The 12,276-nt window shown below is 63.1% G+C and carries 12 protein-coding genes and 1 pseudogene; 4 read left to right on the forward strand and 9 right to left on the reverse strand.

Annotation, left to right across the window (positions count from 1 at the left end; genetic code table 11):
• Position 1 precedes the first annotated feature (1 nt).
• From V1293_RS10945 to V1293_RS10970, 6 genes are all read right to left on the reverse strand, one after another.
• Complete coding sequence (locus tag V1293_RS10945; RefSeq protein ID WP_334509288.1) at positions 2-781, reverse strand: molecular chaperone TorD family protein; 780 nt, start codon at positions 779-781, stop codon at positions 2-4.
• A gap of 121 nt (positions 782-902) precedes the next feature.
• Positions 903-1,568 carry a DUF3306 domain-containing protein gene (locus tag V1293_RS10950; protein ID WP_334509289.1) on the reverse strand — a complete coding sequence of 222 codons (666 nt, stop codon included), beginning with the start codon at positions 1,566-1,568 and terminating at the stop codon, positions 903-905.
• Positions 1,565-2,080, reverse strand: a complete 516-nt coding sequence (locus V1293_RS10955; protein ID WP_334509290.1) for a DUF3305 domain-containing protein — start codon at positions 2,078-2,080, stop codon at positions 1,565-1,567. The genes V1293_RS10950 and V1293_RS10955 overlap by 4 nt, the downstream gene beginning before the upstream one ends.
• A gap of 93 nt (positions 2,081-2,173) precedes the next feature.
• Positions 2,174-3,196, reverse strand: a complete 1,023-nt coding sequence (locus tag V1293_RS10960) for a DUF6352 family protein (RefSeq protein ID WP_334509292.1) — start codon at positions 3,194-3,196, stop codon at positions 2,174-2,176.
• The gene (locus tag V1293_RS10965; protein ID WP_334509295.1) at positions 3,193-3,768 is read right to left on the reverse strand and encodes a DUF6505 family protein; all 576 of its coding nucleotides are present in this window, start codon (positions 3,766-3,768) and stop codon (positions 3,193-3,195) included. Before V1293_RS10965 ends, V1293_RS10960 begins: the two co-directional genes overlap by 4 nt.
• 7 nt (positions 3,769-3,775) lie before the next feature.
• Entirely contained in the window at positions 3,776-4,531 is a 756-nt protein-coding gene (locus V1293_RS10970) for a biotin/lipoate--protein ligase family protein (RefSeq protein ID WP_334509297.1), read from the reverse strand.
• Between the two features lie 217 nt (positions 4,532-4,748).
• Here V1293_RS10970 and V1293_RS10975 point away from each other — a divergent pair, with 217 nt between their 5' ends.
• Both V1293_RS10975 and V1293_RS10980 read left to right on the forward strand, forming a co-directional pair.
• Positions 4,749-6,737, forward strand: coding sequence for a 4Fe-4S binding protein (locus V1293_RS10975; RefSeq protein ID WP_334509299.1), 1,989 nt, complete (start codon positions 4,749-4,751; stop codon positions 6,735-6,737).
• A 61-nt stretch (positions 6,738-6,798) separates the two neighbouring features.
• Positions 6,799-7,596: pseudogene (locus V1293_RS10980) on the forward strand (Mrp/NBP35 family ATP-binding protein); the annotation flags it as partial.
• Between the two features lie 16 nt (positions 7,597-7,612).
• On the opposite strand, the gene V1293_RS10985 reads toward V1293_RS10980, so the two are convergent.
• The 3 genes from V1293_RS10985 to V1293_RS10995 form a co-directional block, all read right to left on the reverse strand.
• Positions 7,613-7,846 (reverse strand): hypothetical protein, encoded by a 234-nt coding sequence (locus tag V1293_RS10985; protein ID WP_334509302.1) that lies wholly within the window; start codon positions 7,844-7,846, stop codon positions 7,613-7,615.
• A 121-nt stretch (positions 7,847-7,967) separates the two neighbouring features.
• A complete protein-coding gene (locus V1293_RS10990; protein WP_334509304.1) occupies positions 7,968-8,993 on the reverse strand; it encodes a histone deacetylase family protein in 1,026 nt (341 codons plus the stop codon).
• Positions 8,990-9,730, reverse strand: a complete 741-nt coding sequence (locus V1293_RS10995; protein WP_334509306.1) for a GntR family transcriptional regulator — start codon at positions 9,728-9,730, stop codon at positions 8,990-8,992. The genes V1293_RS10990 and V1293_RS10995 overlap by 4 nt, the downstream gene beginning before the upstream one ends.
• Before the next feature lie 129 nt (positions 9,731-9,859).
• Here V1293_RS10995 and V1293_RS11000 point away from each other — a divergent pair, with 129 nt between their 5' ends.
• Positions 9,860-10,648, forward strand: coding sequence for a class II aldolase/adducin family protein (locus V1293_RS11000; RefSeq protein ID WP_334509310.1), 789 nt, complete (start codon positions 9,860-9,862; stop codon positions 10,646-10,648).
• Between the two features lie 57 nt (positions 10,649-10,705).
• A complete protein-coding gene (locus V1293_RS11005) occupies positions 10,706-12,259 on the forward strand; it encodes an ABC transporter substrate-binding protein (RefSeq protein ID WP_334509312.1) in 1,554 nt (517 codons plus the stop codon).
• Positions 12,260-12,276: the final 17 nt, after the last annotated feature.

A 12,276-nucleotide genomic window follows, 5' to 3' on the forward strand; every position in this document is an offset into this window, starting at 1 on the left:
GTCAGTTGGCGAAGGTAAAAGCTTCAGCTTCGATTTTCATAAAGACTTGGCCGAGCGTCCCGACCGATTTGTAAAACCTGGCACTCGTTGCCCGCTCCATGTCGGCGAACATGCGCCCCATCCACGAGACGATGTGCTTCTCGAAGAACGCGCGCTGGCTTGCTTCGGATGCCGGGAAGCGGCCAGCTGCAAATCCAGCCATGATCTCGCACAACGTGCCTGCATGATCCTCGGGTTCGAAATTGTTCTCGACGCGCTCGATGCCGAGTGCGGCGAGGTCGTCGCGAAGACGGGAAAGCGGGCGTTCGTTGAGAAAGCCGGTCAGATAGTAGGAAGCATAGGGCAACAGCTCGCCGCGCCCGAGACCGACGAACAGATCGAAATATTCGCGCTCGACACCGGTGGTCACGACCTCCGATGCGGCCTCAGCCAAGGCGGCATGGGCGCGACCCAGCGGCGTTGCGTCGCCGCGCAGATGCGCGATCTCACCAAGCAAAGCGTTCGACGGCGGACAGGAAAGCAATACGGCAAGCAGTTCGTATTCCCGCGCGCGAGCGGCGTCGACGGGATCGACATCATTGTCTGGCAACGCGGGCTCGCTATAGAAATCGGGACGAAGTTGTTGACGCGGTACGCCGGTCGCGGTCTCCACCGCAATCACCCTTCCAACAGGCACTCTGTTCCAATTTGAAACGGACGGCTGCGCAATGCCAATTTTGCGGGCAAGCTGAGCAACGCCGCCTGCCGCATTAATGGCACGATCTAGGCCCGCATCACGCATGTGGACCTCCCATCCCAGGTGCCAAGCGCTTGATATCCCTTTACTTGGAAGAATTCTAAACGCGGGTTCCCGAGTGGTCAATCGCTAGGTATAGTTTGAAACTATAACATTTCGTCGCAAGCTAACGAGGCCGCGCACCGCCATGTGTGCGGCGCCGAACGGAAGGCTCCTCACTGTCGCTTGTCTCTGCGGTCGACGGGTGCGATGCAGCAGAACTTGTCGCCGGTTCGGCCGGCGTGGACTCCTCCGCCGTACTCGGCGCGCCTATCGCTTCCGTAGGATTCGGCTCTTTCGCGGGATCGCGCCCGGAAGAAGCCAGGCGCCCGACTTCCTCGACCTCTCCGGGTGGCTCCAGGAGCGCCTCGGCGGCCTTCTTCGCACCTCCGACGATCCGGTCGACGAGCCCACGAAGCTCCGCCTCTGAACAGTCGAGCGGTCCGAATCCAGGCATCGCATTCGGATCGTTGAAATCCCAGGCGTTCTCAGCGAGGCCGATAAAATCCCGTATGGCAGGATCCGCGGTCCAGGCGCGACGAAGCGCCGCACGGCTCAATTCCTGTGGAATGCCTTTGCGGAGGAAAGCCGTGATGTCCGTGCCGGCATCGATCGAATCGATTGGCGGCAAGTTCGATAGATCGACCTCCGGCGCCCCCGGGTCTTCAACTGCATTCGTGGGAGGGGCCGGGCTGGGCGCCTGCGTCGGCTCGGCCGGCTGCAAAGCATCGTTGCCAGCCCTCGTCTCCCGCTTTAGGCGAGACCAGCGCGCAAGGAATTCCTCGTCGCTCATTCGTGCCCGCCTTCCTGATGACGCCGCGCGAGCGCTTCCGGATCTGCGCGACCCAGCTTTCGCTTGACGAATTCTCGTTCGACGTGGTGCTCGCCAATGAACTTTTCAATCGCCTCGCGAAACACTTCGGGCATAGGCACCGCTTCGACAAGATTGACGCCTGCTATGGTGAAGGCCTCTCCTTCCGCAGGATCGGCGGTGACCGCCGAAACTACGTAGGGCCACTCCCCCTCTGAAGGGCTCAACACGACCCAGACGCTGGGCGAGCGGGACGCAAGATTATCTCGATAGCGCTCCGTTTCGGAACGGTAGAGATCGACCGTGGCGCTGCCGGCATAATAGATCGCCGTCTCATCCTGCTTGCGCAGAAGCGTCCACGGCTTCATCTCGGGTTCATCCGGCAAAACGCCGATGCCGCGCCAGACGAAATCAATCCATGGGGAATCAGCTTTGTGGCGTTCGACCACGACGCCTACGGGAATGCGCAACAAGGGTGTCGCGGAGGGGCTCAAGTTAAAACCTCCAGGTACTTGATCAGTAATCCCGTACCGATTTCTCGGGACCATTCGGTCATTGCCATGCCGGATCCTCCATTTGGTGACCGCTCACGTGACCTTCGCAGTCGCCGCAAGCGGCAGCCCCGCGACCAGATTTTGCGGCTTTAATCTCACCACCTTGTCCGCGCCCATGGCGAGGATGAGGTAGACCGGCCTGTCGGCAACCCGCTCATCCACCAGCCGAGTGTCTTCGAAGCTCAGGCGCATCAGGGCCACGATGCGCTCGGCGACGCCGTTCTCAAGCCGCTCGCCGCGCCACAGCGCATTGCCGATCCGCGTCGCGTCGCTGTCGAGACCAACGAACCAGCGCCAGTCGCGATCCTCGATCGAGGCGATGGTTTCGACGCTGACGGTAACGCCGAGCAGATGGCCAATCCAGCGCTCGATGACCCGGCACAGCCCGGCGCGCGCCTTTGCATTGCCGCCGAGATTCATGACCATCGCATGCGCGTCCGACCGCGACCAGTAGGTCCACGCATTTTCGTCGTCCATCACGTCCATCTCGCCGAAGGACTTCGGCTGTTGCAGCATGGCCGTGAGCGGCGATGAATGCAGATCATGCTGGGCATGCTGCTCCGCCTCGATCACCTCCGCATCGGCCAGCAGCAACGTGCCTTCATGAAAGGCAGCCAACTGGCTCCGATAGAACAGCTCCGCTGCGCGCAATATATAGGGGTCGTCGCAGCCTTCGAGGGCGTTGCGCAGGATCAGGTGGCACAGTTGCGACAGAAAGATCGGCGGCAGGTCGCCGGCCCCTTTACGGGCCAGCGCGACATAGACCGCCTCGAGCGACGGCGCCGCCATCAGCCGGTCGCGGAAGTTCATCATGAAGGACCAGTTTTCGCGGGCGTCGGCATCGGCAAGCCGGGCGATGTCCGCGCTGGAGATCGGGCGCAGCGGGTCGGCCATCAGGCTCGCATGCAGATCGCGCTCGGCCTCGCAGGCATCCGCCGGCGGCATCAATTCGGGCCGCGCCAGATAGGCCATGATGAGTTCGGGCGTCGCCACCAGCCCACCATGATCGGCGCGGCGCGTGAGGTGGTGGCCCGAGGCGACCCAGAATTCTCTCATGTATGATCCGTCGTCTTGCGGCCGGTCCCGATCAGCCCGAGAAGATCGACCTCTTCCTGCGGTTCAACGTCGCCTTCGACCTCATGGAAGGTAAAGGCGCTGGCATGGGCGTGCAACCGGTCGGCATCTGCGGCAACCGGGCGCGGCTTCAGGGTACGAAAGCGTTCGCGGATTTCGCCGTTTTCGACGCTGCGCTGCACGGCAAGCAGCGTCTGCGGCGGATGTTCGCACAAGGAAGCTGCGAACGCGATCTCCTCCTCGGCCGCAAGGCGCGCGGCGTCGGCATCGGGCGCACCGAATTTTTCCAGCAACTGCCCGGCGAGCCGCTCGATCATTCCCTGCCGCTCCGCTTCCGTCGCTTCGGTGACGATGGCAAGGGTCGACCATCCGAGACTATCGATCCCGAGAAACCCCGAGCGCAGCGCCACGCGCTGCTTCTGGCCGAGCGTGGCCGGATCCCGGTTCCAGAAAACGAACGCGCCGGAAACCGCCCATTCGCCGGGTTCCGCCGCCCGCTCGAAAACAAAGGTATCCGACGGGTCCAGCCTGATGGTTCGCGGAAATTTCAGCATCTCCGCCTCATCCTAATTTCGGACCACGCGCTTGTGGATCATACCAGGCGGCGCGTCCCAGCGCATCCACGAGACTGCTCCGCTCCGGCGCTCCACTGCCAGCCGGCAGGCTAACCAGAAGATCGCCGTTGACATCGATGCCCCGTCGCTCGCCGGCCTTGCGTTTGGGCAGCCGCTCCAGATAGTCCCGCGCGATCGCCTCGAAGCCGCGCTCCTTCCAGCGGTCGAACGCGGTCATGAGGTGGCGGGCGAAGCTTTCGATGATCGCGTCGGTATCGACCAGTTCGAAACCTTCGCTCAACAGGGACACGCCCGAGGCCGCCTGCACCTCCGGAAGATGCGCCATGGCGGCGGCACGCAGGATCACGCCGAAAACGAGCCATGCCGGTATGTCGTCTTCGGTGCATTCAGCCGGCCAGCCGAGTCGCCCGCCGCCAAGCAATCCCGCGTCAAACCTGATCGCGTCGGGCCAGTCGAAACTGACCTCCCGTTCCGGCGGACAATGGGCGGCAAGCGCATCGGCCACCGCATTCATGCCGGCAAAAAACGCCCGGCGCGCCGACTTGAGTGGCTCGTCGGGTTCAAGGACCACCGCGAACTCGACCAGGTCGTAGCGGCGAACCCAAACCAGCGTCCCGGCCCCCGCCTCCGCCGCAATCTCGCAAGCATGGGCGAAGGCATCGCCGAGCTCACGCAACGCGACCAAAGTATAACCGGGTGGCAAATCGAGCGTCTGTTCCTTATCTCTTGGACGAACGATCACGAGCGGTTAATTCCTAATTGCTCCATGAGCCGCTTGTGTATGCTATCCCACGCAAGTTGGCCACGCGAGCGGCCTTTGTATCTTGCAGATATCCGTCCGAGCGGTTACCGCAGAACCGTAGGGATGAAGCAACAACCCGCTTGATGCTCCGGGTTCAAGGTATTTCAACATGAGTGCGGCGACATCTCGCCTCCTTGTTTGCAGTTGCGAGAAGACCATGCCGATCGATGCGGAAGCGATCGGCCGTGGCTGCACGGCCAAGGTCGGCCAAGCAAACCAGCTCTGCGGGCTCGAACTCGACCGCTTCAAGGAGGCGCTTGCTGGCGGCGCGCCGATCACGGTTGCCTGCACTCAGGAAGAGCCGCTGTTTCGGGAAGTCGCGGAGAATTCTCCGGAAGCCCAGCTCACCTTCGTCAACATCCGCGAGACCGGCGGCTGGTCGAAGGATGCCGCGGCTGCCGGTCCGAAAGCAGCCGCGCTGATTGCCGCGGCGGGCGAAGACATGCCGCCGATCTCATTGGTCACGCTCGAGAGCAGCGGCGTTGCACTGATCTATGGCCGCGACGAGATTGCCATCGAGGCGGCGCAACGTCTCGCCGATCGTTTGGACATCACCGTGCTTCTGACCAGGCCCGGAGATGTGGCACCACGCCGCACGAACGAATTTCCCGTGCTCAAGGGCACGATCCGCAATGCAAGCGGACATCTCGGGCAATTCGAGCTTGCGATCGACGACTACGCGCTGCCCTCCCCCTCCTCGCGCGCAAAACTCGTGTTCGGGCCTTCGCGTAACGGCGCCACTTCCACCTGCGATCTGATCCTCGATCTCTCCGGCGGCACGCCGCTGTTTCCCGCGCATGAACTGCGCCCCGGCTATCTGCGCGCCGATCCGCGCGACAAGGTCGCGGTCGAACGCGCGATTGCGGATGCCGGCGGCCTGGTCGGCACCTTCGATAAGCCGCGCTTTGTCAATTTCGAGCCGTCGCTTTGCGCGCATTCGCGCTCGTCCATCACCGGATGCACACGCTGTCTCGATCTGTGTCCGACCGGCGCGATCACGCCGAACGGGAACGCAGTCGCAATCGATGCCAATGTGTGCGCCGGCTGCGGCTCCTGCGCATCCGTATGCCCGACCGGCGCGGCCTCCTACGCGCTACCAAGCGCGGACGCCCTGATGCGCCGGCTGCGGACGCTGCTGCAGACTTACCGCAAGGCGGGCGGAAGCGCCGCCGTGGTATTGTTTCACGACGGCGAACACGGCGAGGAAATCATCGACGCCCTGGCGCGGTTCGGCGAAGGCTTGCCGGCCAATGTGCTGCCGCTGCGCGTCAACGAGGTGACGCAGATCGGGCCGGAACTCCTCGCGTCCGTTTTCGCCTATGGCGGCAGCGGCGTCGCGCTGCTGACGCGCGCCAGGCCCCGCCACGACATCACGGCACTTCGCCGCGCGGTCGAGACGTCGGATCGGATCGTTAGCGCGCTTGGCTTCGGCACCGGCATCATCCAGATCATCGAGACCGACGATCCTGACCAGTTGCGCGCCTTGCTGGATGCCGCACCTCTCGGCGTCGCAACGCAAAAGCCCGCCGGCTTCGTGCCGCGCGGAGCGAAACGCGGCGTGCTGGAAACGATTTTTCGCGAGCTTCACCTCGCCGCGCCTACGCCCGTCGAGGTCGTGCCGCTGGCGCCGGGCGCGCCCTTTGGCACCGTGAACCTGAATGTCGAAGGCTGCACCCTCTGCCATGCCTGCGTCACCGCCTGCCCGACGGGCGCGCTTTCAGACAATCCCGACCGCGCGATGCTGCGCTTCACCGAAAGCCTCTGCGTGCAGTGCGGCCTTTGCCAATCCACCTGCCCCGAGAAGGTTATTGCCATCGAACCCCGTCTCGACTTCCAGGCCTGGAACACCCCACAGCGCGTGCTGAAGGAAGAAGAGCCGTTCAATTGCATCGCCTGCGGCAAACCCTTCGGCACCAAGAGCTCGATCGACCGCGTGCTGGCAAAACTCGGCGAGAAACACTGGATGTTCCAGGGCGCCAATGCCAAGCGGCTCGACGTCATCAAGATGTGCGCAGATTGCCGCGTCGAAGCGGTGGTGAACGAAAGTTTCGACCCGCATGCGGCGCCGCAACGCCCGCCGGTCATGTCGACGGAAGATTATTTGCGCGCGCGCGATGTGAAGAAGGACGATCCGCTTGGATCGTGAGCAGCCTGTGTCCGCCACCCAAACTGATCTCAAGGCACGTGCGACCTCGAAAGCCGCCGGCATTCCCGGCGTCAAGCATGTCATCGCTGTCGCCTCCGGCAAGGGCGGCGTCGGCAAATCCACCACCTCCTGCAACCTCGCGCTCGGCTTTGCCGCGCTGGGGCTGAAGACCGGTATTCTCGACGCCGATATCTACGGTCCGTCGCAACAAAAACTGTTCGGGCTGCGCGGCAAGCCGCGCCAGCTCGGCCCGCGCATGCTGGAACCATTGGAGCGATTCGGCGTCCAGGTGATGTCGATCGGCTTTCTGGTCGAGGAAGACAACGCCATGATCTGGCGCGGACCGATGGTGATCTCGGCCATCACGCAGATGCTTCGCGAGGTGGCGTGGGACGACCTCGATATTCTCGTCGTCGATCTGCCACCCGGCACCGGCGACGCGCAGCTCACCATGGCGCAACAGGCGCCGCTCGACGGCGCCATCATCGTCTCGACGCCGCAGGACCTCGCCCTGATCGACGCACGGCGCGGCATTGCGATGTTTCAGAAGGTCAGCATCCCGATCCTGGGCGTGATCGAAAACATGTCGAGCTTCTGCTGTCCGACCTGCAACCACGTCACGCCGATCTTCGGCCATGGCGGCGCGCGGATGGAAGCCGAAAGCCGCGGCGTTCCCTATCTCGGCGAAATTCCGCTCGATATGCAGATCCGCCAGACCTCCGACGATGGCCGCCCGATCGTCGCCGTCGAGCCCGACGGCGTCCACGCCAGGCATTACATCGGCATTGCGCGCGAGATCTGGACCGCGATCGTCACCGGCGCGGCGCACCGGCCGCCGCCGCGCATCGTCATCGAGTAGACGCGGCGCGAGTAACTCACGGACTCATGAAGACCGGATTGATCCGCTCTGCTCCACCGACAAGGCCGAGCGTTCGCAGCTCGTCGCGGTGCAGATCGATCATGAGGATCGACAGCACCAGGCAAAGAGCGGCAGCAACGTAGATCAGAAGTGGCGAGGCCGATCTATTGGCCGCATCGCGCTGCGCAGCCGTCCGCTCTCGGGAATAGCTCCAGAATGGAGCCAGCAGAGCCCGCAAAGCTGAGAGCATTCGGACCGTTCTTCGTTGCATCGCGCCCTGAGCCTAGATCGGCCCTGGGCCAATGTCGAGATTTGGGCAGAGGCCATCGTGCCACACCTGCAGGCAGGCGTGGCGGAAGCCGACCTGTGAACTAACGGGCCTCTTCGAAGCCGCCGAGCGCCGCGGTGAGGTTGGCGCCGAGAATATCGGACAGATAGCCGCCCTCCTGAACGAAAACGGTCGGAAGACCCAATCGGGCGATCGCGGCGCCGATGCGCCGGAAGCCGGCCGTCGTCACCGCGAGGCCGGCGAGCGGGTCGTGCTCCGAGGCATCGAGGCCGAGCGCCACCACCAGCGCGCCGGGCGCAAACGCGCGGATGGTTTTTTCCGCCTCGCCGATCGCCTTTATGTAGTCGTCGTCCCCGGTGCCCTTCGGCAACGGGATGTTCAGATTGGCGCCGAGGCCGGCGCCCGCGCCGCGCTCATGGGCATATCCCCAGACGAACGGATTGAAGAAGACGGGATCGGCATGGATCGAGACCGTGAGCACATCGGGCCGTTCATAAAAAATGCCCTGCGTGCCGTTGCCGTGATGCACGTCGACATCGAGGATCGCGACCCGCTCGTGTTTCAGCTTAAGTTGAGCCGCCGCGACTGCGCTGTTGTTTAGAAAGCAGAATCCGCTCGCGAGATCGCGGTAGGCGTGATGGCCGGGCGGCCGGCAGAGCGCGTAAGTTGCGTCTTCACCGTCCATGACAAGCTGGGCAGCCGTCGTGGCAACATCGGTCGCGGCGCAGGCCGCAGCCCAGGTGCCGGGACCGATCGGGCACGAGGTGTCGATCGTGTGCCAGCCAAGGCGACCGACAATGTGGGTCGGGTACGTGGCGGCGTAGCGCACCGGATGCATGTTGGCGATCATTTCGGGACCTGAATCGCCAAGCGCACTCCAGGCGTCCCACGCCTCCTCCAGGAAGCGAAGATATTCGGGACTGTGAACCCGCGCCCGCGGTCCCTGACCGAAAACCGTCGGCGCGACCAGATCGTGCTTGCCGGCCTTCAACCCTGCCAGCAAACGATCGGCGCGCTCCGGCTGCTCGGTGGTGCGCCGGACGACGCCGCGCACCAGGAAGAATTGCGGATCGTGGCTGCGGTGCAGTTCGGTGTAGACGGCCTTCACGCGGGTACTCCGTTGGTGGGCGATAGAATTCCGCCTGGCGCCGCACCTGCGTCGCTGCTCGTAGGCGTAAGCTCCCGCACCAGCTTGCCGACCTCACGCCAGGCGTGACCGATATGGTAGTCGACATGTGCGGTGATGCGTTCGGGGTGCCCGGCTTCGATGGCCGCAAGCAGCGGCTCGTGCGTCCGCGCGATCTCATGCGGATCGTCGTACAGGCGGCCGATCAGCCCGATGACCATGCGCAGCTCTGCCGCGAGATCGTCGAACAGCCGCAAAAGGCGCCTGTTGTCGGCGATTTCAAAGATCAGCCGGTGAAAGCGATAGTCCTCTTCCACCTGCCGCGCCGGATCGTCGAGATCGGCGGTCTTGTGCAAAACATCGATTTGCCGCCGCAGCGCTTCGCGCGACTGGGTCGTGAGATTCCGCGCAGCCAGCACGCTGGCGTGGCGCTCAATGCAAAGCCGCAGATCATAGATCTCGTCGATGTTTCTGATTTCGAGCTTGCGCACGAAAAAGCCGCGGCGCGGCTTCGCCACCAGCAGCCCCTGCTTCTCCAGCAGCCGCGCCGCTTCCCGCACCGGCGCGCGGCTGACGCCCAATTCCCGGGCAATCCCCGCTTCCACCACTTTTGAGCCGGGCGGCAGGCGGCCCTGAACGATCGCTTGCGTCAGGATGCGAGCGACCTGGCCGACCAGATCGCTGTCCGCAACTGCCGGTAATCCAACAGGAAGAGACATAGGTCGCATTTGGCTAAACCCGCGTCAGTCTGTGTATATTTTTTAATCGTCGATTGTCGACAGTTTAGTCTTGCCCTAATGTCACGCCCCACGCAAGCTGAAAACGTTGAACGTGGGCAGAAGGCAGAAATGACAAGTGCAGCGCAAAACACCGCCAAGGCATGGCCAGCGGTGGAAGATCAGACTCTTCAAATCCGGATCGACCTCGCGGCCGCCTACCGGCTGATTCACCGGCTCGGTCTCGACGACAGCATCTACACCCACATCTCTGCCCGGCTTCCGGGCCGGCAAGACCGCTTCCTCATCAATCCCTACGGCCTGCGCTTCGAGGAAGTCACCGCGTCCAACCTGGTGACGGTCGATCTGGACGGAAACGTCATCGACGATCCCATGTGCCTCGGCATCAACCCGGCAGGCTTCACGATTCACAGCGCGATCCATGCCGCGCGGCACGATGCGATCTGCGTCCTGCACACGCATACAGTCGCCGGCATCGCCATTGCCTGCCAGAAGCGGGGTCTGCTGCCGCTCAATCAATGGTCGTTGCAGTTTACTGATTGTCTCGCCTATCACGACTACGAAGGCATCGCGCTCGATCTCGATGAGCGTTCGCGCCTTGTCGCCGATCTCGGCGACAAGTTCGTGATGGTGCTGCGCAACCACGGCATGCTGACCTGCGGACGATCCGTCGCCGAGGCCTTCAAGCTGATGCACAATCTGGAGCGTTCCTGCCGCGCCCAGCTCGCCGTGCAGTCGTCCGGCGCCGACATCATCGAGCTATCGACTGCGGTGGCCCGCAAGACGGCCGGCCAATACGCCAGCTTCTACGACGCGATCGAAACCAGTGGCGTGCCCGACAGCGAATGGGCCGCCTTCAAGCGGATGCTTGAACGTACCGACCCCGATTTTGCGAACTGACGAACACAACGCTCAACCCGGTAGCGCGCCGGCCAACTTTTTTGAACGAGGTAAATAATGTCCAAGCGTAAGATTTTGATGAGCTTTGCCGCGCTTTGCATGCTGAGCACCGCGGCAGTGGCCGAGGGGCCGAAAGCAGGCGGCGTTGTCAATGCAGTGATTCAGCCGGAGCCGCCGAGCCTGATGGTGGGCCTGGTTCAGAACGGCCCGACGCAGATGGTGGCCGGCAACATCTATGAAGGCCTGCTGCGCTACAGTCCCAAACTGGATCCCCTGCCCGGCCTCGCCGAGAGCTGGTCGGTCAGCGAGGACGGCAAGATCTACACGTTCAAACTCGTGAAGGGCGTGACCTGGCACGACGGCAAGCCGTTCACGGCAGCAGACGTCCTGTTCTCGATCGAATTCCTCAAGCAAACCCACGCACGCGCCCGCGGCAATCTGGTACAGCTCGACAAGGTCGAGGCTCCGGATGAATCGACGGTCGTCTTCACGCTGAAGCAGCCGTTCGGCCCCTTCATCGGCATCTTCGAAGTCGGCTCGCTGCCGATGATTCCGAAGCACATCTACGAAGGCACCGATTTCAAGACCAACCCCGCCAACAACACGCCTGTCGGCACCGGCCCCTTCATGTTCAAGGAATGGCAGAAGGGCTCGTTCATCCGCCTGGTCAAGAATCCGAACTACCACGTCAAGGGCAAGCCCAATATCGACGAGATCTATTGGCACGTCATTCCAGATGCCGCAGCGCGTTCGGTAGCCTACGAAACCGGCAAGGTCGACGTGCTGCCCGGCGGCTCGGTGGAAAATTTCGACGTACCGCGGCTCAGCAAACTCAAGAACACCTGCGTCACCGGGGCGGGGTGGGAATTCTTCAGCCCGCATTCCTGGCTGTGGCTGAACAACCGGTCCGGCCCCACCGCAAACAAGAAATTCCGTCAGGCGCTGATGTTCGCGATCGATCGCAACATGGCCAAGGACGTGGTCTGGAACGGCCTCGGCAAGGTCGCCACCGGCCCGTCGGGCTCGGCGATCAAGTACTACACCGGCGCGGTGCCGAAATACGACTACGATCCGGCCAAGGCAAAGGCCCTGCTCAAGGAAGCCGGCTACAACGGGGAGAAAGTCCGCATGCTGCCCTTGCCGTATGGTGAGACCTGGCAGCGCTGGGCCGAAATGGTTCGCCAGAACCTGCAGGACGTCGGCATCAACGTCGAGATGGTCGCGACCGACGTCCCCGGCTGGAATCAAAAGGTCAGCGAGTGGGACTACGACATCGCCTTTACCTATCTCTATCAGTACGGCGATCCCGCGCTTGGCGTCGGCCGCAATTATATCTCCAGCCAGATCGCCAAGGGCTCGCCGTTCAACAACGTCGAAGGCTATTCGAATCCCGAAATCGACAAGCTGTTCGCCGACGGCGCGGTCGCCTTCCCCGATGCGGCGCGCGAGGAGATCTACGCCAAGGCGCAGAAGATCCTGGTCGAGGACGTGCCGGTGGCGTGGATGCTCGAACTGCAGTTCCCGACCATCACCCGCTGCAGCGTCAAGAACCTGGTCACGACAGGCATCGGCGTGAACGACGGTTTCCGCGACGCCTGGATTGAGAAGTAATCACCGCCTCCCCGGGC

The sequence above is a fragment of the Bradyrhizobium sp. AZCC 1693 genome (assembly GCF_036924745.1).
Classification (GTDB): domain Bacteria; phylum Pseudomonadota; class Alphaproteobacteria; order Rhizobiales; family Xanthobacteraceae; genus Bradyrhizobium.